This is a genomic window from Bradyrhizobium sp. SZCCT0153 (assembly GCF_018129995.1).
Taxonomy (GTDB): Bacteria; Pseudomonadota; Alphaproteobacteria; order Rhizobiales; family Xanthobacteraceae; genus Bradyrhizobium; species Bradyrhizobium japonicum_G.
On sequence record NZ_JAFCKS010000004.1, the window covers coordinates 216874 to 238788 of the forward strand.

Sequence of the window (21915 nt, forward strand, 5' to 3'; positions counted from 1 at the left end):
CCGCGAACGGCTAGCTTCTCGGTATGTCCGTGCAGTTCAAATTCCACGATCGTGTCGATCAGCGCCGGCGGCGCATGATCATCAAGACGCTCGGCGATGCCGGCTATGTCGCCGAGAACCTGTTTCCGGGCCAGAAGCGGCAAAACCTCGCGGCGATCTTCACCGTCGCTGAGGCCGACGCCAAGTCCGTTCGCGCCGCGCTCGTCGATTTCGGCGATGACATCGAATATGTAGAGGCCGCGCCCAGGCGAGACCTCAAGGCCTGAGTGATCTACACCGCATCCGCCGGCACGAAGCAGCTGATGATGATGGCGCCGCGGTGGTGGACGTACCACACGACGGCCTGTCCGACCGGATTGCCGCGGTCGCGGATGATGGCGCGGTCGGGCACCTCCATCCATTGTCCCTCGATCGGCACCCAATAGTTGCCGCCCCGCACATCGTACTCGGTACGATGGCCGTCGGAAATGTCGCAGCAGGGCACGCCGTTCGGTGCGATCACACTCTTGAACCAGGCGCGGATGTCGGGCGGCACGTGGTCGTGTTGGCCATTGTCGAACGCGAACGTGGCGCTCGTCAGCGCCATCGTCGCGGCCAGCCAAACGCACAGCGCGAGCCTGTGCATGCGATCCTCCGTCGCGTTCGATTCGTGTCGTTGATGCGATTAAGCCCGAGCTGTCAGCTCATTGCATGCTCAAATAATATGCGGCGCCGAGGCGCCGCATATGATGCGTTGCGATACGAGCGGCCTGCCGCGTTACATCGTCCGCTGCGGTGCGGTCTGCAGCAATTGCCTGATCTGCTCGACATAGAATTTCGCGTTGCCGGTGGTACCGTGGCCGCGGGTCTCGGTGCTTGCGGGGATCAGATACAGCTTGCCGTTCTTGACCCGCTTCATCGCAGCGTCCGTGATGCCGGTCTCGGGCGGGTTGCGCTCGTCGTCGGCGGAATTGATCAGCAGCAGCGATGCCTCGATCTGCTCCAGCTTCTCGCCGGCATTGTAGTCGTGCGAGGACTCCCATTGATAGACGAAGTCGTTCGCATCAGCCGTGATCGGCGTCGCCAGCCGTTCGTCGACGATCTTGTCGGCCTTGGCCGCCGTCGGCGCCTGCGATTGATAGGCCAGCGTTCCGCCGATGCTCGCGATGCCGTAGGCGGTGACGGCGTATTTCATCATGCGCGGCTGGCTGGTGTAATTGCCGCCATTGTAGTCGGGATCGCTGCGGATGGTGTCGAGCATGATCCGCCGCAGCATCCAGTTGCGCGACGCCATCTCGGTCGGCTGCGAGGCCATCGGGACCAGCGCGTCCATTGCCTTCGGATATTTCTCGCCCCACAGCCAGGTGTGCATGCCGCCCATCGAATTGCCGATGACGAGCCGCAGATGCTTGACCCCGAGCCCTTCCGTCACCAGGCGATATTGCGCCTCGACCATGTCGTCGTAATCGTATTTTGGGAAGCCCGCCTTCATCCCGTCGGACGGCTTCGACGATTTGCCATGGCCGATATTGTCGGGGATGATGATGTAATATCTGGACGCGTCGAGCGGCTGCCCCGCGCCGAACAGCTCGCCGGCAAAGGCGGGCGACAGCATGCTCGCGCCCGAGCCGCCGGTGCCATGCAGCACCAGCACCGGCTGGCCGGTCGGCTCTCCGACGGTGGTGTAGTGCAGCTTCAGTTCCGGCATGGTCTCGCCGGTGTGGAACTTGAAATCCCTGGCGATCCAGTCGCCCTGCTTGGGCGCCGGGTAGTCGGCGGCCATGGCGGGTATTGCGATGGACAGCAGGATGGCCGACAGCGCTGCGCAAGAAGCTTTCATGTTTCTCTCCCCATGCGGCTCGTATCCGGCGGCCGCGTTGGGGCGGAACTTAGCAGAATTGTCCGGAAGGATGTAGGATTTCCCTTCCGCCGATCGTCCTCGAGGGAAATGTCCGGAGAGCCTGCATGTGCCGCAACATCAAGACGTTGTTCAACTTCGAGCCACCCGCGACGGAGGACGAGATCCACGCCAGCGCGATCCAGTTCGTGCGAAAACTGTCCGGCTTCAACAAGCCGTCGCAGGCCAACCAGGCCGCCTTCGACCGCGCCGTCGCGGAGGTCTCGGAGGCCGCGCGAAAACTCCTGACGTCGCTGCACACCCATGCGCCGGCGCGCGACCGCGAGATCGAGGCGGAGAAGGCCAAGGAGCGTTCGCGGCTGCGCTTCGGTTAGGCGGATCGAACGTCCGTTCCGTGACCTGGCTCACGGTCTGGAGCGCCTCAACTTGCAATGATGCTCGCCGGGGTTTTGACAGCCCGGAGCACGATCATGAACCGCCCCCTTCTTCCGCTGAAAGCAGGTGCCATCGCCTTCACGCTGCTGTGGACCGCGTGGATGATGTGGTGGAGCGGTTCGTTCTCGAGCGCGAACGTCGTGATCCTCGCCCTGTGCGGCGCGGCGGTCGGCTATCTCTGGTACCGCGCCATGCGCTGGCAATTCGAGCGCATGGGCATGCTGCCGCGGCGTGAGGACCAGTAGCCGCTAATCCTTGTTGCCGTGCTTCTTCTTTTTCTTCTTTTTCCTGTGATCGTCGCCTTCGCTGCCGTCGTCCTCGTCATCGAGGGGTACGTCGTCGGCCTCCTGCACGGCGGCCTCCAGCGCCGCGCGCTCGGCAGCTTCATGCTCGCGCTGGCGGCGGCGTTCATCCCAGGCGTCGAAAAGCTGATCGAGCCACGGCAGCACCTGCTCGATCGACGGCAATGGGCCGGGCGGCCCGGGTTCGCCGCGCGGGCCTTGCGGCCCCGCCGGTCCCTGCGGTCCGATCGATCCCTGTGCTCCGGCGGCCCCGCGCGGGCCGGCTTCGCCCTGCTTGCCCTGCGGACCGGGCTTGCCCAACGGTCCGGCCTTTCCGATCGGGCCCGGCTTGCCCTGCGGTCCCGGCTTGCCGCGCGCGCCATCCGGCCCCCGCTTGCCCGGATGACCCTGCGGGCCCGGCCGACCCGGTTCGCCCTGCCGCCCTCGCGGTCCCTGAGGTCCCTGCCGTTTCTGTTCGTCTGCCACGCCACTGCTCCCTTGACCGGAAGCAAGCTACTTAGCGGCGTTTGACGACGGCAGCAATTCCGCCCGGGCAATGCGCAGGGCTTGATCAACATCAATCGGCGGCACGAGGCGCCGTGTCATTGATCGTGCGCAGTCCCGGCAAGGAGCGACCGATGCGCGTAGCGTGGAACGTCTTTTGCCTGTTCGCTGTCATCCTCGTGGCCGCGCTCGGCCTCGCTCACCTGCTGGTGCCAGACATCGTGCCGGTCGCATTCGCCGAGGAGCCGCAGCCGACATGGGCGGTCATGACGGCCTTCCTGCTCCGCACGATCGAGATGATCGCAGCGGCGGTTGCGATCATCTCACTTGCACTCTTAGCCGTCGCACATCTACGGCACGAGCTGCGACGCTGGTCGCGCGGTGCATCGTCACGCAAGGCGTCGCAGGCGGACTGACGTCACGCGCTAGTCGTGATAGGCAGGCACCTCGATGCCGGAAGCGGCATAGATCCTGATCTTGTTGCGCAGCGTCCGCACCGACAGGCCGAGCACGCGCGATGCGCGCGTCCGGTTGCCGTCGCAGCGCGCAAGCGTCTGGAGCACGAGCTCGCGCTCGACCTCGCCGACGGTCGCGCCGATCAGCAATGGAACGATCTGGTTGGGTGCAAGGAAATACGCGCCCGGTTCGGACGCAGCGACATGAACAGTGGTCATCGACTCACTCCCCGATCAACGCCCGCTTCCGTCTTTGGAAGCGGATCGAGAACAAACGACCCCCAAGCCGTAGATCTACGGTGGGCGGGTTTGGTTAACGAAAGGTTAACCGCGGGCGATCGCACCAATTGACCTCAGGAATACCCCGAAGCCGCCGCGATTGGCACGGATTGCATATTCCCGCGAGCATACTTCGCGTCAAAAAGCAGCCATCGCTCACACCGTTCGATATCCGCCATCCACCATCACGATCGTTCCCGTGACGTAAGACGACAGGTCCGAGGCAAGGAAGACTGCGGGGCCAACGATGTCCTCGGGCTTGCCGGTGCGCGCCAGCGGGGTGTGGTCGACGAAGGCCTGCACCAGCGCCGGATTGGTGGCGCGCACATTGGCGTTGATGTTGGTCTCGATGAAGCCGGGCCCGATCGCGTTGACGCGCACGCCGTCCCTGCCGAGCTCGACCGCGAGCGCCTTGGTGAAGCCGAGCACGCCGTGCTTCGAGGTGGTGTAGGCCGCCGAGCTCGGCGTGCGCAGATGCACGAAGGACTGGATCGAGCCGATATTGACGATACGGCCCTTGGCTGCGCGCAACGGGCTGAGGAACGCCTGCGTCATATTGAAGACGCCGTTGAGATTGAGCGAGATGATGTCGTTCCAGTCCTTCGCCACCGTCTCGGTCTCCGCGGTGAAGGCGTTGCGGCGGGTGATGCCGGCATTGTTGACGAGGATCGAAACCTGCCCGACCTTGTCGGCGACTTGCTTTGCCAGTGCAAAGCAATCCTCGCGTCTTGTCACGTCCAGCGCAAAGCTCTCGGCCCTGCCGCCGGCCTTGCGGATCTCCGCGGCGGCTTCCGCGACGGTGTCGGCGTTGACATCGAGCAGCACCACTTGCGCGCCCTCGCGGGCGTAGCCGGCCGCGATGGCGCGGCCGATGCCGGACCCGGCGCCCGTGACGACGGCGATGTGGTTTTGGAGAAGCGGCATGGGGTTTCCTCGGCTGTTTGTTTTTGAATGTTGGCGGCAAGACTAGTTGAAAACCGAAGCGACGAAAACGTCGCGCGGCGCTCGCGCCTCATGCAATCGCGGCGAGGACACCCCTGTGTATGTGGCAAAGATGCCACGCCACCGCAGAAAGGGCGCCGGTTCGTGCCTGTCCAATCCGCGGTCGTTTGCGTCCAAGAAGTCTGGAGCCGCTGGCCTCACATCTTGTTCCGGACATATGGGGCCGCGACGATTCCGCGCGCCGATGGGGACAGGGGCGCATGAAGAAAGTCACATGCGGAAGTGCGGCGCTGATCGCGCTCGCGGTGATGGGGCCTGCCCTGGCGGCGGATATCGGGGCCGCGCCCGCCGACAAGGCCCCGCCGGCAGCAGCGTCGCCCTGGAGCGGCTTCTATGCCGGTCTCGGGTTTGGCTTCCGCGCCTCGCGCACCGACGCCACGACGGCATCGGAGACGATTGCCGGCATCCCGCAAAATCTGGCGGATGGCCGGCCAACCGCCGCGTCCTTCGACGGGCTCGGCTTTCGCACCAGTTCCAATGTCGGATTCAACTGGCAATTTGCCCCGCAATGGGTCGCAGGCCTTGAGGGCGATGTCGGCTTCGCCGACCAGTCGACCACGCGCCAGTCGCAGGCGTTCTCGCCCGGCTTCAGCTTCTTTGCCCGGCCGCCCGATAGACTGACGGTGAAGACCGATTGGGACGCCAGCCTGCGTGCGCGTCTCGGCTTCCTGCTCACACCCGCCACGCTGGCCTATGCGACCGGCGGCGTCGCCTGGCAGCGCAGCGAATTCAGTTCGATCTGTGCCATCGACGGCTGTCTTGACTTTGGCCTCTCGCCCTCCGTGATCTCGGCCTCACGCATCCAGGCCGGCTGGACCGTCGGCGGCGGCATCGAGACTGCGCTTGGCGGCAACTGGATTGCACGTGCCGAATATCGCTATGCCGATTTCGGCGCGACGCCTTTCACCATTGCACGAACCGGCCCTTCCGGTTCACCCCTCAATCCGACCTCGGACAATTTCGATCTGAAAATGCGGACTCACAATGCCTCGTTCGGCGTGGCCTACAAATTTGGCGACCCGATCGTGGCAGGAGCGCAGGCAGCGATCACCAAGGCAGCGCCGATCGCGACGTCGTGGACCGGCCCCTATCTCGGTCTTGGTCTCGGTGCCCGCGCGCTGCAGGCGAATGCGGCGGCGAGATCGGAAGTGTTTGGCGGTGCGCCGATCCCGATTGCTGAGCATATCGTGCCGTTCAACGGCACCGCGTTCCGCGCCAGCCCCTATGCCGGCGTCAACTGGCAATTCGCGCCCAAATGGGTTGCCGGTATCGAGGGCGACGCCGGCTTTGCCGACCGGAGCGCCACGCTTGCCGGATATCCGGTGTCGCCTGCCTTCGGCACCTTCCACGAGGCCGCCGATTCCCTTGTGGTGAAGACAACATGGGACGCGAGCCTGCGAGCGCGTCTCGGCTTCCTGGTGACGCCGGCGACGCTGCTATTCGCGAGCGGCGGTGCTGCGTGGCAGCATGACGAGGTGATCTCGACCTGCGGGAGCGCACCCTGCCGGACCTTGTTCAATCTATCGCCGTCGGTGATAGCGAATTCCACGACGAAGCTCGGCTGGACCATCGGCGGCGGCCTGGAGACGGCGCTGGGCCATCACTGGCTGGCGCGCGCCGAATACGGCTTTGCCGATTTCGGCACGTCGACTTACAGGATCAGCCGAACGTCGCACTTCGCGCCCAGCAACACCGTCGACACTTTCGATGTTACGCTGCGCAGCCACGTCGCGACCTTCGGTCTCGCGTATCAGTTCAATTGACCGGTGCGGGCTCCGGCCGCTTATCCGGTGGGTGGCGTGACGACGGCGATATGGTTAGCGAGCAATGCCATGACAATTTCGCTTCTAAGTTTCATGAAAAGCTAACTCGAAATTAAGGGGTCGGAAACGGCGGCCTTGGCATACTGTTCTTGATTGCTAAACGTTGCGCGCATGATGGAACGGCTTGAATCCTGGAAACTCGCTCTCGAACGCCTGCGGTCGGCGCAGCCGGCTGATTGGGCCGAGGCGGGCCGGCTCGTCGCCGAGATCGCGCGGATGAGCACCGACACCATGCTGCGCCAGGCGGCCGAGCAGGCGCTTCCGGTGCTGCGACAGGCCGCGGACAATGACGATCACGGCATCGCGCTGGCGGCCCAGCGCCGCATCGGCGTGGTTCTCGACGTCGTTCATGATCTGACCGCGCCGCGCTTCGGCCGCCGCAATGCCAAGCCGAAGAATCTATCCAGCGAGGATCGTGCCCGCAAGATGCTCGGCCTGCCGCTCGCGGTGCAGCTCACCTGCGAGGACATCAACCAGGCCTATCGCCGCGCCGCCAAGGGCATGCATCCCGACCGGGGCGGCAGCGCGGAAGCCTTCATCGATCTCGCCGCCGCGCGCGATATCCTGATCCATCCCGGCGCGCACAAGGACGCGTGAGAGCGCTCAGCTCTTGTTCACGCAGCTCGGATAGGGCGCAGCTTCACCTGCGACGATCAGGCAGAGCTCGATCGGGCTGAGCTCGCGCAGACGCGCCTGCCAGCGCTCGTCATTGACCGGCGGCTCGTCGCTTTCGGGGCCGCGCTCGGCCCATTGGATGGTGTAGTAGTCGCTCGCGCCCTTGAGCGTGACCAGCAGCGCGGTCTCGGTGTGCCGGGTCGGGCCGCTATCGATGCGGCCGCAGCCGATCACCGCGACAAAACCTTCGAAGCGGCCGAAATTCGCGGCGCCGAGCGATTTTGCCGCGAAGCTGTCGGGGCAGGCGGATATGAAGCCGCCGGCGATCGAGCCCGCGAATTTCTCCGGCGATGCACCCGGCGTCAGCGTCATGCCCTTCTCGCCTGTCACGGTGATCATCTGGGTCCAGCGCTCGGGCGTCTCGCCCTTCAGCACCGCCTCGCGGATGTAGTGCCCGCCCTTGGTGTTCTCGAACACAACGACGAAATTCGACGGCATCGCGAAGCTGACGAGCTGACCGAAGATCGGCGAGATCACGCGGAAGGATTGCGGCGCCTGCGCCTGGCTTGCGGAGGCGAGTGCGAAAGCAACGCCGAATATGGCGGCCGTCGTGGTGAGCGTGCGCATCGATTGATCCCGCAAGGAGTGGCTGGAAACGCGATCGGGCAAGGACGCTAGCATCGCATCCTTGCCCGACCCTTGTCGTCCGCCGATCGAAATCTTACCAGCTGCAGTGGCCGTCCTTCAACGCATGGTCCTTCAACATGAGCGCGTCGCCGAAGGTCGGCACGGTGGCGCTGACGCGAGCGTAGTCGGAGGGCCACGGTGTGGTCGGGATGCTCTCGTCCCAGATCTGGCAGAAACCGCCGTTCTGCCAGCGGATCAGATGATAGCCGGCTTCGGCCTGGCTGGTGGCTGCGAAGGCCGCAAGGGCAAGGCCCGCAGCAGCGCACAGCACGGAAATACGACGCATGATCAGCTCCTCAAATGAAAGTTGTGATGCGCCTCCCGACAATGACGGGGAGGGGTGGTGCGGGACGCTTTGGGGGTGCGCGCCCCGGACAAGATGTGAGTAGTTCCATCGGCGGGGCAGGTTCAAAGCGCGTGCGCCGGAAATGGGTGATTTGGCCCGGGAAAACCAGCGGCCCGTCGAAAGGAAAAAGGGCGGACCGCTCGCGCGATCCGCCCCTTGAATTCGATCTGGCGCGTCAGGCTCAGAGCGTGCAGCGGCGCTCCGCGCGCAGCTTGATCTGGAGGTCCGAGGCCGCGGTGAAGGTCGGGAGCGGCTTGCTGACGACCTTGTAGGTCGACACGCCCCACTGCAGCGGCTTGTACTTCAGGTCCTCGTTCCAGACCTGGCAGATGCCGGTGTTGTCCCAGCGGATCACGTAATAGCCGACCTTGGCCGAGGCCGGCACGGCGAAGACGGAGGTGGCGATGCCGGCAACGGCACAAAGGGCGAGAACGCGACGCATGAAATAATCTCCTTGTGGGGAAGGGTGACCCGAAAATTCGTGCGGTAAAAGCAGGTGCTTTGCAAGCCGGGGAGCGGCAGTTCACGGATATGTCAGATAGAGCCGCGCACTTGGTTTGGCCGAGTGCCCGGCAAGTCACACGTGCAAGGCGTGACTCACTTCGCCAGCGACGCCACTGCCTCGATCTCGATCAGCATCGTCGGACCGGGCAGCGCCTGCACCACGCAGGTGGTGCGTGCAGGGTAGGGCGGTGGGCCGAACGCGCCGGCATAGAGCGCGTTCATGGCGGCAACGTCCGAGGCGCGGGTCAGGAGCACGTTGACCTTGACGAGGTCGCGAATGCCAGCGCCGGCCTCGTCCAGCACGCGCTTGATGTTGACGACGACGTTGGCGAACTGCGCCTCGAACCCGTCGGGCAGCGCGCCGGCTGCGTCGAAGCCGGGAATGCCGGAGACGAACAGGAGATCGCCGGCGCGCGTCGCAAAGGACAGCGGCGGCGCCTTGACGTGCGGCGGGGGCGCGAAATGCTGGATCGGCATGGGATCACCTCGGATGGGACGGTCGCGTGGCCCGCATCAGCGTAGCGGGATGCGGGGCAGTTGCAATCGGGATCGGGAGGGCCGGCGCAGGGGCAAAAGTAGAAAATGCGAAAACAACCCCATGCACAGTAGAGAAGTCGCTGGATTTCCTCGAATTCATTTAATCCGAAATATCGCTTGACCCGTCGGGCAAAGCAGGAGCAGAATGGCATGATCGCGATGGTGCCGGTGTGGGCGGGAGTTCGCCTCTCCCCGCGTGCGGCCCTCCGGGGGAGACGCCGGCATCCATCCGCACCCGTCATTGCGAGCGCAGCGAAGCAATCCAGACTGCCACCGCGGGAAGATTCTGGATTGCTTCGCTGCGCTCGCAATGACGGAGAATGAGGACTTTCCGCGAACTCAAGTCAGCACCGCACTTGCGGAAACTCATACCATCATGTTGCCGCCGCGATCCATCGGATAGATTCGACCCGTCTGATTCGATTCCCTCCTTGAAAAATAGCCCCCGGAGACGCCCCATGAAGTTCGCATCCACCTTCCGCGCCGCGCTGGTCGCAATTGCCGCCCTTGCCGGGCTCTCGACCTCGGCAATGGCCGATGGCGGCACCGTGGTGCTGACGATCTACAAAGCGGGCTGGATCATCGGCGGTTCCGGCGGCTCGGGCATGCTGAACTTCCGCGGCCGCTCCTATTCGCTCTCCACCGGCGGGCTCGACTACGGCCTCGTGTTCGGCGGCTCCAAGACCGTGCTGCGCGGCCGCGTCTCCAACATCAACCGCCCCTCCGACGTCGCCGGTGTCTACGGCGCCGCCGGTGCCGGCCTCGCTGTCGGCCGCGGCGCCCGCGCCATCGTGCTGACCAACCAGAAGGGCGCGGTGCTGGAGCTGTCGGGCTACCAGACCGGCCTGATGGCGAATGCGGATCTCAGCGGGCTTGCGATCACGATGCGGTAGGGCACGCGGTGCCGTAGGGTGGGGAAAGGCGCGCAAGCGCCGTGCCCACCATCATCTCCGTCTCCGCAATTACAGGCCTCATCCTGAGGAGGCTGCGGAGCAGCCGTCTCGAAGGATGGCCGCGGGCGAAAGGGACGGTGGGCACGCTTCCGCCTTCGCTCTTCGAGCTACGGCGGACAAGTCGCTTTGCCCACCCTACGAGATACGAAGCCCGGCCTACGCTCCCGTCACCGCCGCATGAATCCGCGCGCAATGCGCGACGAGATTTCTCTGCGCATCGACGAAGGCCTTCAGCGGCGTCGGGATTGGAAAGAAGAAAATGTTGGCGATGAAGCCGTAGATGCCGGCATCGACGCTGGTCGGCCGCTCGCCATGGACGAAGCCGTTCGCCGGCACGATCTCGGCCAGCACCTGCAAATCGGCGAGCCCTCGCGCGTAGGCCTGATCGGGCGTGTAGCGGCCGATGCCCTGGTAATGATAGCGCTGTGCATTGTACGCCTTCGCCTTCTCGAATCCGTCCGCGTCGATCTGCGGATGCTGCGCGATGAAGCCGTCGCGGAACGCCGGATAGAAGCGATCGTCCTTCCAGCGCGAATACGACATCACCCAGTAGAGGTCGTCGAGCATGCGCGTGACGAAATGATTGGTGCGGCGCTGCTCCGGCGATAATGCGGCATCGATGCCCAGGCGATATTTCGCGGTCGCGTGCGCGATGATGGTCTCGCTGTCGCCGATGGTCTCGCCGTCGTCGACGACGTAAGGCAGCTGCCCGCGCGGCGCGGCGGAGGCATCGAAGACGTGCTCGTGCACGAACGGCACGCCGGCGAGCTTGAGGAAGGCGTAGACCTTGAGGCCGTAACCGTTGTTGTCGGCGACGCCGAACAGTTCGGGATAGGAGTAGAGGGTCAGCATGGGACGCTCCTCTGCGTTGGGGATAGCATGCAGGGGAGCCGTGGCGGACGCAATGAGGGAGTGCCCCTACGAACGCGACGCCGCGGTGAACACCGCCAGCTGCGCATCGAACGCCCGCCTGAACGCCGGCCGCGCTTCGCCGCGGGCGACATAGGCGGCGATGTCAGGATATTCGTCCAGCAGGCCCGATGTGTGCAACCGGCGCAGCACGGTCACCATCATGAGATCACCGGCGCTGAACGCGCCGTCGAGCCAGTCGGCCGCGCCGAGGCGGCGGGACAATTCGCCGAGCCTGACACGGACGCGATCCTGCAGCATGGGCAGTCGCTCCGCGTACCAGCTCCTGTCGCGCTCGAACAGCATCGCCATTCCGAGCTCGACGACCGGCGGCTCCAGCGTGCTCAGCGCGGCGAACATCCACGCGATCGCGCGGCTCCTGGCGTTGGCGTCGTCGGGCAGCAGCCCGGCATGACGCTCCGCGATATGGAGCACGATCGCGCCGGACTCGAACAGGGTGAGAGTGCCGTCCTCATAGGTCGGAATTTGCCCGAACGGATGCAACACAATGTGCGCGGGTTCCTTCATCGCCTTGAACGATACGAGGCGCACATTGTAGGGCTGGCCGACCTCTTCCAGCGCCCAGCGCACCCGCATGTCGCGGGCCTGTCCCCGGCCGCGGTCGGGAGAGCTTTCGAAGGCGGTGATGGTGGGATGCATCTGGGAACTCCGGAGTGAATGCGATTTGTCCAAAGGACGAACGGCCGACGCGGATTCCGACATGATGAGGCTTTGCCCGCGCGACAGTTTGGCGGCGTGATCCACTTCGCCAGGTCGCCCTGGATCGCTATACTGCCAATCTCAGCAGGATGGTGTGCCCATGGGAAACGAATTGGAAGGCAAGGTTGCCGCCGTGACCGGGGCCGCGTCCGGCATCGGATTGGCAAGCACCGAGGCGATGCTGGCCGCGGGCGCGCGCGTGGTGATGGTCGACCGCGACGCCGCCGCGCTCGAGGCGCTCTGCAACAAGCACGGTGACGCGGTGATTCCACTGGTCGTGGACCTGCTGGATCCAAAAGACTGTGCATCGCTGCTGCCGCGCGTTCTGGAGAAGACAGGCAAGCTTGACATCCTGCATGCAAATGCGGGGACCTATGTCGGCGGCGACCTGGTCGATGCCGACACCACGGCGATCGACCGGATGCTGAACCTGAACGTCAACGTCGTGATGAAGAACGTGCACGACGTGCTGCCGCACATGATCGCGCGCCGGACCGGCGACATCATCGTCACGAGTTCGCTGGCGGCGCATTTTCCGACGCCATGGGAGCCGGTCTATGCGTCGTCCAAATGGGCGATCAACTGCTTTGTCCAGACGGTGCGGCGCCAGGTCTTCAAGCACGGCATCCGCGTCGGCTCGATCTCGCCCGGCCCGGTCGTCAGCGCACTGCTCGTGGACTGGCCGCCCGAGAAGCTGAAGGAAGCCAGGGACTCCGGCAGCCTGCTGGAGGCCAGCGACGTGGCCGAGGTCGTGATGTTCATGCTGACGCGGCCGCGCGGCATGACCATTCGAGACGTGGTGATGCTGCCGACCAATTTCGATCTTTAGTGTCCAGGATGCGTAGCTCTCGTAGGGTGGGCAAAGGCGCGCTCTTCGCGCGCCGTGCCCACCGTTTTGCCGGATTTGTGGAGAGATGGTGGGCACGGCGCAAGAGCGCCTTTGCCCACCCTACCAAGCGATCCACTTCGCCAGCTCCCGCCACGGCTCCAGCGTCCAATGCCCGGACGCCGCACCCGACGGCGAGGGCAGCACGAACACCTCGGGCAGACTTTCGTCACGCAGCTGCCGCCCGAGCGCAATCCCGCTCGACGGCTTGCCATAAAACAAGCTCGCCGCCTTCTTGCTCGTGAACGCAATCGTCCGCGGCCGATACGTCTCGATCTTCGCTCTGAAGCCGGGCACGTCGATCGTCTCCGCCGCGATCTGGTGATCCATCCCCGCCCCCGACTTGGAGAGATCGGTGAAGCCGATGCCAATCTCGAGCAGCGATGCGAACTCGCCCGGCTGATAGCGCCTCGGCGTGATCCCGGCCTCATGGACCGCGCGCCAGAAGCGGTTGCCGGGATGGGCGTAGTAGTGCCCGAGCTCGGCCGAGCGTGTGCTGGCCGCGGTGCCGACGAAGACGAGGCGGAGGTTGGGGCGGAGTTGGTCGGGGAGGCGGTGGGAGGCAGTCTTAGATAAGGCTTGGGCGTCGACTTCGAGCGGGGAAAGGATTGGGGTACGAATTTGAGACAATTATCGACTTGGGATATATTCGTAAAGATGCTGCATGAAACGCGCGGTACGCTTTAGCGTATCTAACTGATCCTTCGTCATCGGATCTCTATCGAAATGCATAACCTCATTCCGGATCTTTCGGACTTGATCGAGTAGTTGGACAAATTCGGTGGCGTCGATGCTGAGTGCGAGCTTCGTCCAAACGTCTGGATGTTGAAGAAGCCTGATATACTGCCCAAGGGTTAGTTCTTCAATTTGACTTACTTTACGATTTGCCGGCGCAGCCGCTTCAAGAATTTGGAAATCGGATGCAGTGACCTTCGTCCCTAGGATTCGCCGGATATGAAGTTCGATTTCTCTCAAGAGCAGAAATGGCTCGGAAAGGGTCTGGAATTGAAGGCTTAGATCGCTCGCTGTTATGATGCCGGTTATGCGCCGATTCTGTTGATCTCGCACGAGGGTATAACCAAACTCGACAATAGTTGGGATCGCCTCGAACAGGGTTCGGTTCGAATCAATAATTCTTATTTCTTCACGACAATCGCCGACCGACGAACATTTTTGCCCCATCGCTAGCTTCAGGCCGATCGACTTCCAAGTTATGACACCTTTCACCTCTCGTTCTCCCTGCATGACGGGAAGTTGCGAAAAGTCGTACTGCAGCATCAATGTGATAGCCCTGGTGAGCGGAGCGTCATTGCTTATTGTTATCAGCGTCTTGTTTGCAGCAGGAAGGCTACCGATTCGAAACGTTGGGTCCTCTCCAGAAATACCATCGGGAATTTCCGAACGAGTTGGAGTATCGGGGGCGGCGGATGTGAGTGGGGGTTCGGCCAGATCGGGAGTGGGAGTCAGCGGTGTTGCTGTACCTTCGAATTCCGCGTCTTCAGCCATTTCATCGATGATGATATCCGAAGCCACCTTAGCTTTGGCTCCGTCCTTAAGCTTCAACCAGATCGGTTCATCGATCCAAGCTAACTCAAAGTTCGGGACAGTCGTGAGGTTCAAAGCATCGAGGACCTCTTGGATTTCTTGAACTTTTATTGAACCGCGCCGCTCTGCTCCAAAGATACCCAAAAAGTCCCGCACCGTGATGCGATTGACACGCCTACCAGCGTTCAAGCGATCGGCGATCCGTCGCATATAGTCGGGAATCAACATCGTGCCCCACCAATGTTTTGCGCACCTGCAGATTAGAGCTTATTGACGCAGCACACTGGATGCAAGCAAAGGTTGATTTTGTCTGGTGCTGCCCGCGGCCATGTCCCGAGACGTGCGAAGAGCACGCTCTCGACTGTGAGGTCGCGCGACACTCGTTTAAGTGCCGTGCGGCCTTTGTCAAACGCAGGCTTCGGCGTCACCCCTCACAACACCCGATTGCTCTCTTTCACCTTCTCCGCATCCAGATACACGCTTGAGCCCATCTCCTTGAACTTCGCGCTCATCTGCTTCATGCCGTCCTCGGCGGTGCCGCTCAGCGACATGCCGATCGAGTTCGGATCGTTCAGTGTCGCCGCATAATCCCGCACGTCCTGCGTGATCTTCATCGAGCAGAATTTTGGGCCGCACATCGAGCAGAAATGGGCGACCTTGTGGGCTTCCTTCGGCAGGGTCTCGTCGTGGAAGTTCTTGGCGGTATCGGGGTCGAGACCGAGGTTGAACTGGTCGCTCCAGCGGAAGTCGAAACGGGCGCGGGAGAGGGCGTCGTCGCGCAGTTGCGCGGCCGGGTGGCCCTTGGCGAGATCGCTGGCGTGGGCTGCGATCTTGTAGGTGATGACGCCGACCTTGACGTCGTTGCGATCGGGCAGGCCGAGATGCTCCTTCGGCGTGACGTAGCAGAGCATGGCGCAGCCGAACCAGCCGATCATGGCAGCACCAATGCCTGAGGTGATGTGGTCATAGCCCGGCGCGATGTCGGTGGTCAGGGGCCCGAGCGTGTAGAACGGCGCTTCGCCGCATTCCTTGAGCTGCTTGTCCATGTTGATCTTGATTTTGTGCATCGGCACATGGCCGGGGCCCTCGATCATGACCTGGCAGCCCTTGTTCCACGCGATCTTGGTCAGCTCGCCGAGCGTCTCCAGCTCCGCGAACTGCGCGCGATCGTTGGCGTCCGCGATCGAGCCCGGACGCAGGCCGTCGCCGAGCGAGAACGAGACGTCATACTTGCGCATGAGGTCGCAGATCTCGTCGAAATGCGTGTAGAGGAAGCTCTCCTTGTGATGCGCCAGGCACCACTTCGCCATGATCGAGCCGCCGCGGCTAACGATGCCGGTGACGCGGCTGGCGGTGAGGTGGATGTAGGACAGGCGCACGCCGGCGTGGATGGTGAAATAGTCGACGCCCTGCTCGCACTGCTCGATCAGCGTGTCCTTGTAGAGCTCCCAGGTCAGCTGCACCGGATCGCCGTTGCACTTCTCCAGCGCCTGGTAGATCGGAACGGTGCCGATCGGCACCGGCGAATTGCGCAGGATCCATTCGCGGGTGGTGTGGATGTTGCGGCCCGTCGAGAGGTCCATCACGGTGTCGGCGCCCCAGCGGATCGCCCACACCATCTTCTCGACCTCTTCCTCCACCGATGACGTCACCGCCGAGTTGCCGATATTGGCGTTGATCTTGGTCAGGAAGTTGCGGCCGATGATCATCGGCTCGAGTTCGCTGTGGTTGATGTTGCAGGGGATGATGGCGCGGCCGCGCGCGATCTCGCTGCGGACGAACTCCGGGGTGATGAAGGCGGGGACTTCCGCGCCAAAGCTCTCGCCGTCGGCGAGCGCTGCTTCGGCGCGTTCGAGCTGCTCCTTGCGGCCGAGATTTTCGCGGGCGGCGACGTAGATCATCTCCTTGGTGATGATGCCGGCGCGGGCGAATTCGAGCTGCGTGATCTTGTGGCCGTCGAGGCCGCGCAAGGGCTGATGATAGGCCGAGAAGGCGCGCGCGGCTTTGTCGGTGGAGACGCTGCCGTTGTCTTCCGGCTTGATCTGGCGGCCCGCATATTCCTCGACGCCGCCGCGTTCCAGCACCCAGGCCTTGCGGCCGCGCGCGAGGCCGGCGTTGACGTCGATGGTGACGGACGGATCGGTGTAGGGACCGGAGGTGTCGTAGACCGGCAGGTTCGGCTCGCCCGCACCCTCGGACAGGATGATCTCGCGCAGCGGCACGCGCAGCTCGGGCGCGGCGTCGGGGGACGCGAAGATTTTTCGCGACGAGGGGAGCGGGCCGGTGGTGACGGCGGGGACGGTCTTGTCGGGATTGGAGCGGATGTTCATGGGATCCTCCGGTTTAATTCTGGTGGGCGTGCGTACGGGCAACGCCGGTGAGTTCTTGTTCCGTCATTGCGAGCGCAGCGAAGCAATCCAGAAATGCTTCCGCGGAAGCAGTCTGGATTGCCTCGTCGCAAGTGCTCCTCGCAATGACGGGTGGAGAGAGAGTGGGCATCACGCCGCCTCCGCGGACAGGCCGAGCCATTGTTTGACCCGCGCGTCCGGGTCGGCATTCTGGGTGACGTCGCTGACGACGGCGATGGAATCCGCACCCGCGGCAAAGATCTCCGTGGCGTGCTCGAACTTGATGCCGCCGATCGCGACCAGCGGGATGCTGCCGATACGCTGCTTCCATTCCGCGATCTTCGGAATGCCCTGCGGCTCGAAGCGCATCGATTTGAGGGTGGTGAAGAAGATCGGGCCGAGCGCGACGTAGTCGGGTTCTGCGGCGAGCGCGGTCTCGAGCTCCGTATCGTCATGAGTGGAGACGCCGAGGAGAAGGCCGGCCTCGCGAATGGACTTGAGGTCCGCATCGGCGAGGTCTTCCTGGCCGAGATGCAGGTACTTTGCACCGGCGACGATCGCCGCACGCCAATAGTCGTTCACGACGAGCTTTGCCTGCGTGCCGTTGGTGATGGCCAGCGCGTCGGTGACGATCTGGAGCGCCTCGGCGTCGTTCAGATCTTTCGAGCGCAGTTGGATCGTACCGACGCCGAGCCTGGTCAGGCGCTCGACCCATGCGAGGCTGTCGACGACGGGATAAAATCGATCAGGATACGGCATGCCAGAACGGGGTCCCAACGACAGGGGTGGAAGGGGAGGCGAAGTCGCGGGCGTTCATCAGCCCGGCCTCGAAGGCGGTGCGGCCGGCCTCGATGCCGAGGCGGAAGGCATTGGCCATCGCGACGGGATCGGCGGCTTTGGCGATGGCCGTGTTGAGCAGCACGGCGTCGTAGCCGAGCTCGAGCGCCTCGGCCGCATGGCTCGGCGCGCCGATGCCGGCGTCGACCACCAGCGTGATGTCGGGCAGCCGCTCGCGCATCAGCTTGAGCGCGTCGCGGTTGGTGATGCCTTTCGCGCTGCCGATCGGGGCGGCCCACGGCATCACCACCTTGCAGCCGGCATCGACCAGGCGGTTCGCGACCGACAGATCCTCGGTGCAATATGGGAACACCTCGAAGCCGTCCTTGATGAGGAGGCCTGCTGCCTCGACCAGGCCGACCACGTCGGGCTGCAGCGTGTCGTTGTCGGCGATGACCTCGAGCTTGATCCATGAGGTGCCGAACAATTCGCGTGCGAGCTTTGCCGTGGTCACCGCCTCGCGCACGCTGCGGCAGCCAGCGGTGTTCGGCAGCACGGCGACGTCGAGCTCGCGGATCAGCTTCCAGAACGCGTCCCCGGTCTTGCCGCCGGCGGCCTCGCGCCGCAGCGACACCGTGACGATGTTCGAGCCTGAGGCGCGGATCGCCGCCTGCATGATCGCAGGCGAGGGATAGAGCGCGCTGCCGATCAGCAGGCGCGAGGCGAAGGTCTTGCCGTAGAAGGTCACCATGTTCTCACCCTCCCTGCCGCGGCGTGATGATCTCGATCTCGTCGCCTGCCTTGAGGTGGGTCTCGGCCCAGCGGCTTTTCGGCACGACGTCGAAGTTGAGCGCAATCGCGAAATGGGTGCCCTCGTAATCGAGCTCGGACAGCAGCGCATCGACGCTGGCCGAGTTCACCTCGCGCTGCTCGCCGTTGATGATCAAACGCATTGGACGATCACGCGCATTGCATCACCTCATTGTCGATCTGGCCGCGCTGGACGTATTGCAGCGTCAGCTCGGCGAGCGCGGGCGCGATCAGGAAGCCGTGGCGATAGAGCCCGTTGACGCTGATCCTGCTGCCGCGAATGCCGATACGCGGCAGATTGTCGGGGAAGGCCGGCCGCAGGCCCGACCCGAATTCGACGATGCGGGCCTCGCCGAAGGCGGGATGCACGGCATAGGCCGCGCCGAGCAGCTCGAGCGCCGAACGGACGCTGACGCCGGTGTCCTCGGCCTCGATCGAGGTCGCACCCAGCATGAACAGGCCTTGCTCGCGCGGGATCACATAGAGCGGCCAGCGCGGATGGATCAGACGCACCGGGCGCGAAAGCTCGACCTCGCCGGTCTCGATCAGGATCATCTCGCCCTTGACGCCGCGAAGCTCCGGCTGCTCGTCGCGCGCGGCCAGGCCGCGGCAGTCGATCACGATGCCGTCGACGTCTTGCAGATCTTGGGCGGAAACGTCGCTGGAGAATTTGATGGTGCCGCCGGCAGCTTTGATGCGCTCGTGCAATTTGGGCAGCACGCGGCGCGGCTCGACATGGCCCTCGGTCGGGAAGAACAGCGCGTCGCGGAAGCGGCCCTCCAGCGACGGCTCGAGCTCGGCGAGGCCGGCGGCGTCGAGCCGGCGGTGTCCCCCGGTCATCCGGGCAAAGCGCTCGAAATCGTTGCGCTCGCGCGGGTGGGCGACGACGAGCGAGCCGTTGAACGGCGTATCCGGCAATTCGCGCCGCCAGATGTCGAGCGAGCGCAGGCCGAGCCTGGAAATGACGGGTTCGGCGACCTCCGCCTCGCACCAGGGCGCCAGCATGCCGCCGGCCCAATGGCTGGTGGCGTCGGTCATCGCCGCGTCACCGCGCTCGTGTAGCGTCACGGCATGGCCGGCCTGCGCGAACAGCAGTGCCTGCCATGCGCCCGCAATGCCTGCGCCGATGATGGATACCGGGGAATCCGGTCGCTTGGTCGTCTGCAACATCCCTGTCCCTTCGCCGGCATGACCCGGATCAGGTTCAAAGGGTCACCGCGGTCCTGGGCGGATTGCCCATTTAGCGGTATCTCAGCTCCTCCTCGGAGCACCCCTCGGAACGGCTCTAATGTATGCCAGTGGGGCGTGGTGTCAATGTATGTTGCCGGGAACCGGGGTTACTTCGGCGCCTGGGCGCGAGCGTTGCGGACGCGCTGGGCGAGCTTCCTGTGCGGCGTCGCGCCGAACATGGGCTGCGGATTGCCGTTCGGCTCGAGCCAGGTCTCGCCGACATTGGCGACCTGCACGGCCTCCTGCCGCTGCCGTTTTGCGGCATAGTAGTAGCCGCCTGCGAAATAGCGCACGGCGCGGGCATGGTCGCCATTGGCGGCGTGATAGGCGCCGGCGAGGTATTTCACGGCATAGGTCAGGTTGGTGTTGGGATCGCGCAGCCCGGCGGCATCGCCGGTGTAGCCAACCCCGCGAGCGGTCGCGAGCTTGATCTGCATCAGCCCGATGGTGCCGCCACGGCCGACGAGGCCGGGCTGATAGCGGCTCTCGCGCATGATGACGCGATGCACCAGCGCCTCCGGCACGCCGTTGGCGCGGGCATGGGCCGCGACCATCTCGGCGTATTCGGCTTCGCCCGCGAACGCGGCCTGCGGTAACACCAGTCCGGCCGCGAGCAGCGCGGCAACGCGTAAAATTTTCATCGGATATCCCGGATGTCCCTGAGCAACCTGCGCCCGGCCTGCCGTTAGGCCTTCCGAACGCGGCGATGATGTGGCCAAACGCCGTCGTTCTCGTTTTCGCAGCGCCGAGCCGCTATTACGACTCAATGCCGGCGCTAGAGTTCCCTCAGGCAGGACAGCTCGCGACAGCACGCCTGTCTATTCGCGCAAGCCTGCGAAAGCGAGTATGCAAGCGCTGCAAATCGGGAGAGGTGCCATGACAAAAGCAACCATGGTCGAAGCCAGCACCGGCGACATCCCCAAGCAGAACCCCTGTGCCCAGTGCGGCGCGCCGATCGCGCAGCCCGACTGGATCGAGCCGGGCGAGGGGCGCGTCTCGTATCTCTGGACGTGCCACGCCTGCAGCTATCGCTTCGAGGCGATCGCGATCTTCGATGAGCCTGCGGCCATCGCGTATCCGCCACTCGCAGCCTGAGATCAAGCCGCCAGCCGCGGCTGCTGCCACACCGGCAATTGCATCCGCACGATCAGGCCGTGCGGCTCGCGGTCGTGCAGCGAAAGCTCGCCGCCATGGGCGATCGCGATCGCGCGCGCGATCGACAGGCCGAGCCCGAAGCCGGTGGACTCGTCCATGGTGCGCGCGTCGTCGCCGCGCACGAACGGCTCCAGCATCTCCTGCTTGCGCGCATCCGAAATGCCGGGACCGTCGTCCTCGACGTCGATGACGAGTTTCGTGCCCGACATCTGGAGGCGGATCGTGACCTCGGCGCCGAAGCGCACCGCGTTCTCGACGAGGTTGGTGACGCCGCGATGCAGATCGTCGGGCCGCGCCGCGGCGGTCGCGGAGAGCGGGCCGTCATAATGCACGACATGGCCCATGTCGCCGAACTGGTCGGCGATGAGCTGCAGCGTGCTCGCGATGTCGACCAGCGTCACCGCCTCGATCTTGCGGTCGTTGCGCAGCAGCGACAGCACCGATTCCAGCATCGAGCGCATCTGGTCGAGGTCGATCAGCATGCGCTTGCGGTTGCCCTCGTCCTCGATGAACTCGGCGCGCAGGCGCAGCCGCGTGATCGGCGTGCGCAGATCGTGGCTGATCGCGGCCAGCATCCTGGTCCGATCCGACATCAGCCGCGCGATCCGCTCGTGCATGCGGTTGAGCGCGCGCGCGACCGAGCGGATCTCCTCCGGACCGCGCTCCGGCAGCGGCTCGCCGGCGACGTCGAGACTGAAATTTTCCGCGGCCTTGGCGAACGACGACAGCGGCGCGGCCAGCGCATAGGCCGCCCAAAGGCCGAGCATGGTGACGCTGATCAGCGCGAACAGCAGCGTGATCATCCACGGGCCGCCCCAGAATCGCGGCGGATAGGGTCCCTGCTCGACCCGGCCCGCGATCATGGTGCCGTCGGGCAATCCGATCGCAATCCGGTGCGTGCCGGCCTGCGGCGCCAGCGCCGTGACGCTGTATTGATGGCCGAGATGCCGGCGGACGTTGTGCACGTGCGGGCCGTCGCTGTCGCCGGCGACCGAGGCGGTCCCTGGCGCCAGCAGCTCGATCCCGGCCTTCGGGAACGCTCGCGCGATATCGGCGAGGATGCGTGGCCGCTCGCCGGCATCGGCGCCGTCGAGGAGGAGGGCCGCATCGGCGAGCTGATGTGCGCTGTCGGGCGGTGGATCAGCGCGGTCCGGCCGGCTGATCAGGAAGCTGACGGTGAGGATCAGATGCAGCGCGACGATCGACGCCACCACCAGCGCGGCGATCTGTCCGCCGATGCTCTTGAGGTGGAAGAAGCGGAACGGCATCATGAGGGC

General features: G+C 64.5%; 29 protein-coding genes and 1 riboswitch. Of the genes, 9 read left to right on the top strand and 20 right to left on the bottom strand.

The features are described from left to right. Positions 1–23 precede the first annotated feature (23 nt). Positions 24–266, top strand: coding sequence for a hypothetical protein (locus JQ572_RS19430; RefSeq protein WP_211384424.1), 243 nt, complete (start codon positions 24–26; stop codon positions 264–266). Between the two features lie 5 nt (positions 267–271). On the opposite strand, the gene JQ572_RS19435 is transcribed toward JQ572_RS19430, so the two are convergent. Together JQ572_RS19435 and JQ572_RS19440 are read right to left on the bottom strand one after the other, a co-directional pair. Then, a complete protein-coding gene (locus JQ572_RS19435) occupies positions 272–625 on the bottom strand; it encodes a hypothetical protein (RefSeq protein WP_211384425.1) in 354 nt (117 codons plus the stop codon). A 132-nt stretch (positions 626–757) separates the two neighbouring features. After that, positions 758–1819, bottom strand: coding sequence for an alpha/beta fold hydrolase (locus tag JQ572_RS19440; protein WP_211384426.1), 1062 nt, complete (start codon positions 1817–1819; stop codon positions 758–760). A 125-nt stretch (positions 1820–1944) separates the two neighbouring features. Here JQ572_RS19440 and JQ572_RS19445 point away from each other — a divergent pair, with 125 nt between their 5' ends. Beyond that, positions 1945–2211, top strand: coding sequence for a DUF2277 domain-containing protein (locus JQ572_RS19445; RefSeq protein WP_211384427.1), 267 nt, complete (start codon positions 1945–1947; stop codon positions 2209–2211). Positions 2212–2307: 96 nt separating this feature from the next. Continuing rightward, positions 2308–2517 (top strand): hypothetical protein, encoded by a 210-nt coding sequence (locus JQ572_RS19450; RefSeq protein ID WP_211384428.1) that lies wholly within the window; start codon positions 2308–2310, stop codon positions 2515–2517. A 3-nt stretch (positions 2518–2520) separates the two neighbouring features. Here JQ572_RS19450 and JQ572_RS19455 read toward each other — a convergent pair whose 3' ends face one another. Continuing rightward, positions 2521–3039 carry a collagen-like protein gene (locus tag JQ572_RS19455; RefSeq protein WP_211384429.1) on the bottom strand — a complete coding sequence of 173 codons (519 nt, stop codon included), beginning with the start codon at positions 3037–3039 and terminating at the stop codon, positions 2521–2523. Between the two features lie 152 nt (positions 3040–3191). Here JQ572_RS19455 and JQ572_RS19460 point away from each other — a divergent pair, with 152 nt between their 5' ends. Continuing rightward, complete coding sequence (locus tag JQ572_RS19460) at positions 3192–3473, top strand: hypothetical protein (protein ID WP_211384430.1); 282 nt, start codon at positions 3192–3194, stop codon at positions 3471–3473. Positions 3474–3482: 9 nt separating this feature from the next. On the opposite strand, the gene JQ572_RS19465 is transcribed toward JQ572_RS19460, so the two are convergent. Beyond that, complete coding sequence (locus tag JQ572_RS19465) at positions 3483–3731, bottom strand: helix-turn-helix domain-containing protein (protein WP_211384431.1); 249 nt, start codon at positions 3729–3731, stop codon at positions 3483–3485. Between the two features lie 216 nt (positions 3732–3947). Further along, complete coding sequence (locus JQ572_RS19470) at positions 3948–4715, bottom strand: SDR family NAD(P)-dependent oxidoreductase (RefSeq protein ID WP_211384432.1); 768 nt, start codon at positions 4713–4715, stop codon at positions 3948–3950. Between the two features lie 278 nt (positions 4716–4993). Here JQ572_RS19470 and JQ572_RS19475 point away from each other — a divergent pair, with 278 nt between their 5' ends. Together JQ572_RS19475 and JQ572_RS19480 are read left to right on the top strand one after the other, a co-directional pair. Next, a complete protein-coding gene (locus tag JQ572_RS19475) occupies positions 4994–6556 on the top strand; it encodes an outer membrane protein (RefSeq protein ID WP_211384433.1) in 1563 nt (520 codons plus the stop codon). Between the two features lie 171 nt (positions 6557–6727). Then, positions 6728–7213, top strand: a complete 486-nt coding sequence (locus JQ572_RS19480) for a J domain-containing protein (RefSeq protein WP_211384434.1) — start codon at positions 6728–6730, stop codon at positions 7211–7213. Positions 7214–7219: 6 nt separating this feature from the next. On the opposite strand, the gene JQ572_RS19485 is transcribed toward JQ572_RS19480, so the two are convergent. The 4 genes from JQ572_RS19485 to JQ572_RS19500 all read right to left on the bottom strand — a co-directional run bounded on the left by JQ572_RS19485 (position 7220) and on the right by JQ572_RS19500 (position 9245). Further along, positions 7220–7858 (bottom strand): hypothetical protein, encoded by a 639-nt coding sequence (locus tag JQ572_RS19485; protein WP_211384435.1) that lies wholly within the window; start codon positions 7856–7858, stop codon positions 7220–7222. 94 nt (positions 7859–7952) lie between these two features. Further along, positions 7953–8204 (bottom strand): hypothetical protein, encoded by a 252-nt coding sequence (locus tag JQ572_RS19490; RefSeq protein ID WP_211384436.1) that lies wholly within the window; start codon positions 8202–8204, stop codon positions 7953–7955. A gap of 241 nt (positions 8205–8445) precedes the next feature. After that, positions 8446–8706 (bottom strand): hypothetical protein, encoded by a 261-nt coding sequence (locus JQ572_RS19495; RefSeq protein ID WP_211384437.1) that lies wholly within the window; start codon positions 8704–8706, stop codon positions 8446–8448. 155 nt (positions 8707–8861) lie between these two features. Further along, the gene (locus JQ572_RS19500; RefSeq protein ID WP_211384438.1) at positions 8862–9245 is read right to left on the bottom strand and encodes a RidA family protein; all 384 of its coding nucleotides are present in this window, start codon (positions 9243–9245) and stop codon (positions 8862–8864) included. Positions 9246–9763: 518 nt separating this feature from the next. Here JQ572_RS19500 and JQ572_RS19505 point away from each other — a divergent pair. Next, on the top strand, positions 9764–10198 hold the full coding sequence (locus JQ572_RS19505; protein WP_211384439.1) for a hypothetical protein: 435 nt from the start codon (positions 9764–9766) through the stop codon (positions 10196–10198). A 216-nt stretch (positions 10199–10414) separates the two neighbouring features. On the opposite strand, the gene JQ572_RS19510 is transcribed toward JQ572_RS19505, so the two are convergent. Together JQ572_RS19510 and JQ572_RS19515 are read right to left on the bottom strand one after the other, a co-directional pair. Beyond that, the gene (locus JQ572_RS19510; RefSeq protein WP_211384440.1) at positions 10415–11110 is read right to left on the bottom strand and encodes a glutathione S-transferase family protein; all 696 of its coding nucleotides are present in this window, start codon (positions 11108–11110) and stop codon (positions 10415–10417) included. 66 nt (positions 11111–11176) lie between these two features. Then, positions 11177–11827, bottom strand: a complete 651-nt coding sequence (locus JQ572_RS19515; RefSeq protein ID WP_211384441.1) for a glutathione S-transferase family protein — start codon at positions 11825–11827, stop codon at positions 11177–11179. 160 nt (positions 11828–11987) lie between these two features. Here JQ572_RS19515 and JQ572_RS19520 point away from each other — a divergent pair, with 160 nt between their 5' ends. Next, positions 11988–12716: an SDR family oxidoreductase gene (locus tag JQ572_RS19520; RefSeq protein ID WP_211384442.1), complete on the top strand. Its 729-nt coding sequence runs from the start codon at positions 11988–11990 to the stop codon at positions 12714–12716. A gap of 120 nt (positions 12717–12836) precedes the next feature. Here JQ572_RS19520 and JQ572_RS19525 read toward each other — a convergent pair whose 3' ends face one another. The 8 genes from JQ572_RS19525 to JQ572_RS19560 all read right to left on the bottom strand — a co-directional run bounded on the left by JQ572_RS19525 (position 12837) and on the right by JQ572_RS19560 (position 20124). Then, entirely contained in the window at positions 12837–13382 is a 546-nt protein-coding gene (locus tag JQ572_RS19525; protein ID WP_211384800.1) for a mismatch-specific DNA-glycosylase, read from the bottom strand. A gap of 21 nt (positions 13383–13403) precedes the next feature. Beyond that, positions 13404–14546: a CBS domain-containing protein gene (locus JQ572_RS19530; RefSeq protein ID WP_211384443.1), complete on the bottom strand. Its 1143-nt coding sequence runs from the start codon at positions 14544–14546 to the stop codon at positions 13404–13406. Between the two features lie 203 nt (positions 14547–14749). After that, positions 14750–16648, bottom strand: coding sequence for a phosphomethylpyrimidine synthase ThiC (gene thiC, locus JQ572_RS19535; RefSeq protein WP_211384444.1), 1899 nt, complete (start codon positions 16646–16648; stop codon positions 14750–14752). A gap of 168 nt (positions 16649–16816) precedes the next feature. Beyond that, positions 16817–17425: a thiamine phosphate synthase gene (locus JQ572_RS19540; RefSeq protein WP_211384445.1), complete on the bottom strand. Its 609-nt coding sequence runs from the start codon at positions 17423–17425 to the stop codon at positions 16817–16819. Further along, the gene (locus tag JQ572_RS19545; RefSeq protein WP_211384446.1) at positions 17412–18194 is read right to left on the bottom strand and encodes a thiazole synthase; all 783 of its coding nucleotides are present in this window, start codon (positions 18192–18194) and stop codon (positions 17412–17414) included. Before JQ572_RS19545 ends, JQ572_RS19540 begins: the two co-directional genes overlap by 14 nt. 4 nt (positions 18195–18198) lie before the next feature. After that, the gene (thiS, locus tag JQ572_RS19550) at positions 18199–18396 is read right to left on the bottom strand and encodes a sulfur carrier protein ThiS (protein WP_211384447.1); all 198 of its coding nucleotides are present in this window, start codon (positions 18394–18396) and stop codon (positions 18199–18201) included. Between the two features lie 7 nt (positions 18397–18403). Next, positions 18404–19423 (bottom strand): FAD-dependent oxidoreductase, encoded by a 1020-nt coding sequence (locus JQ572_RS19555; RefSeq protein WP_211384448.1) that lies wholly within the window; start codon positions 19421–19423, stop codon positions 18404–18406. Next, a riboswitch (TPP riboswitch) is annotated at positions 19411–19538 on the bottom strand. Its footprint overlaps the gene before it by 13 nt. A 52-nt stretch (positions 19539–19590) precedes the next feature. Then, positions 19591–20124 (bottom strand): lytic transglycosylase domain-containing protein, encoded by a 534-nt coding sequence (locus JQ572_RS19560; RefSeq protein WP_211384449.1) that lies wholly within the window; start codon positions 20122–20124, stop codon positions 19591–19593. Positions 20125–20359: 235 nt separating this feature from the next. On the opposite strand from JQ572_RS19560, the gene JQ572_RS19565 reads away from it, so the two are divergent. After that, positions 20360–20578 carry a hypothetical protein gene (locus JQ572_RS19565; RefSeq protein WP_211384450.1) on the top strand — a complete coding sequence of 73 codons (219 nt, stop codon included), beginning with the start codon at positions 20360–20362 and terminating at the stop codon, positions 20576–20578. 2 nt (positions 20579–20580) lie between these two features. On the opposite strand, the gene JQ572_RS19570 is transcribed toward JQ572_RS19565, so the two are convergent. Further along, positions 20581–21909, bottom strand: a complete 1329-nt coding sequence (locus tag JQ572_RS19570) for an ATP-binding protein (protein WP_211384451.1) — start codon at positions 21907–21909, stop codon at positions 20581–20583. Positions 21910–21915: the final 6 nt, after the last annotated feature.

Bases quoted from the DNA above. Each gene is read 5' to 3' on its own strand.
- JQ572_RS19480 (WP_211384434.1), top strand. From the start codon at position 6,728: ATGATGGAACGGCTTGAATCCTGGAAACTCGCTCTCGAACGCCTGCGG.
- JQ572_RS19505 (WP_211384439.1), top strand. From the start codon at position 9,764: ATGAAGTTCGCATCCACCTTCCGCGCCGCGCTGGTCGCAATTGCCGCC.
- JQ572_RS19445 (WP_211384427.1), top strand. From the start codon at position 1,945: ATGTGCCGCAACATCAAGACGTTGTTCAACTTCGAGCCACCCGCGACG.
- JQ572_RS19435 (WP_211384425.1), bottom strand. From the start codon at position 625: ATGCACAGGCTCGCGCTGTGCGTTTGGCTGGCCGCGACGATGGCGCTG.
- JQ572_RS19500 (WP_211384438.1), bottom strand. From the start codon at position 9,245: ATGCCGATCCAGCATTTCGCGCCCCCGCCGCACGTCAAGGCGCCGCCG.
- JQ572_RS19520 (WP_211384442.1), top strand. From the start codon at position 11,988: ATGGGAAACGAATTGGAAGGCAAGGTTGCCGCCGTGACCGGGGCCGCG.
- JQ572_RS19430 (WP_211384424.1), top strand. From the start codon at position 24: ATGTCCGTGCAGTTCAAATTCCACGATCGTGTCGATCAGCGCCGGCGG.
- JQ572_RS19545 (WP_211384446.1), bottom strand. From the start codon at position 18,194: ATGGTGACCTTCTACGGCAAGACCTTCGCCTCGCGCCTGCTGATCGGC.
- JQ572_RS19470 (WP_211384432.1), bottom strand. From the start codon at position 4,715: ATGCCGCTTCTCCAAAACCACATCGCCGTCGTCACGGGCGCCGGGTCC.
- JQ572_RS19530 (WP_211384443.1), bottom strand. From the start codon at position 14,546: ATGTTGATTCCCGACTATATGCGACGGATCGCCGATCGCTTGAACGCT.
- JQ572_RS19490 (WP_211384436.1), bottom strand. From the start codon at position 8,204: ATGCGTCGTATTTCCGTGCTGTGCGCTGCTGCGGGCCTTGCCCTTGCG.
- JQ572_RS19510 (WP_211384440.1), bottom strand. From the start codon at position 11,110: ATGCTGACCCTCTACTCCTATCCCGAACTGTTCGGCGTCGCCGACAAC.
- JQ572_RS19465 (WP_211384431.1), bottom strand. From the start codon at position 3,731: ATGACCACTGTTCATGTCGCTGCGTCCGAACCGGGCGCGTATTTCCTT.
- JQ572_RS19555 (WP_211384448.1), bottom strand. From the start codon at position 19,423: ATGTTGCAGACGACCAAGCGACCGGATTCCCCGGTATCCATCATCGGC.
- JQ572_RS19440 (WP_211384426.1), bottom strand. From the start codon at position 1,819: ATGAAAGCTTCTTGCGCAGCGCTGTCGGCCATCCTGCTGTCCATCGCA.
- thiS (WP_211384447.1), bottom strand. From the start codon at position 18,396: ATGCGTTTGATCATCAACGGCGAGCAGCGCGAGGTGAACTCGGCCAGC.
- JQ572_RS19460 (WP_211384430.1), top strand. From the start codon at position 3,192: ATGCGCGTAGCGTGGAACGTCTTTTGCCTGTTCGCTGTCATCCTCGTG.
- JQ572_RS19515 (WP_211384441.1), bottom strand. From the start codon at position 11,827: ATGCATCCCACCATCACCGCCTTCGAAAGCTCTCCCGACCGCGGCCGG.
- JQ572_RS19540 (WP_211384445.1), bottom strand. From the start codon at position 17,425: ATGCCGTATCCTGATCGATTTTATCCCGTCGTCGACAGCCTCGCATGG.
- JQ572_RS19485 (WP_211384435.1), bottom strand. From the start codon at position 7,858: ATGCGCACGCTCACCACGACGGCCGCCATATTCGGCGTTGCTTTCGCA.
- thiC (WP_211384444.1), bottom strand. From the start codon at position 16,648: ATGAACATCCGCTCCAATCCCGACAAGACCGTCCCCGCCGTCACCACC.
- JQ572_RS19560 (WP_211384449.1), bottom strand. From the start codon at position 20,124: ATGAAAATTTTACGCGTTGCCGCGCTGCTCGCGGCCGGACTGGTGTTA.
- JQ572_RS19450 (WP_211384428.1), top strand. From the start codon at position 2,308: ATGAACCGCCCCCTTCTTCCGCTGAAAGCAGGTGCCATCGCCTTCACG.
- JQ572_RS19570 (WP_211384451.1), bottom strand. From the start codon at position 21,909: ATGATGCCGTTCCGCTTCTTCCACCTCAAGAGCATCGGCGGACAGATC.
- JQ572_RS19495 (WP_211384437.1), bottom strand. From the start codon at position 8,706: ATGCGTCGCGTTCTCGCCCTTTGTGCCGTTGCCGGCATCGCCACCTCC.
- JQ572_RS19565 (WP_211384450.1), top strand. From the start codon at position 20,360: ATGACAAAAGCAACCATGGTCGAAGCCAGCACCGGCGACATCCCCAAG.
- JQ572_RS19475 (WP_211384433.1), top strand. From the start codon at position 4,994: ATGAAGAAAGTCACATGCGGAAGTGCGGCGCTGATCGCGCTCGCGGTG.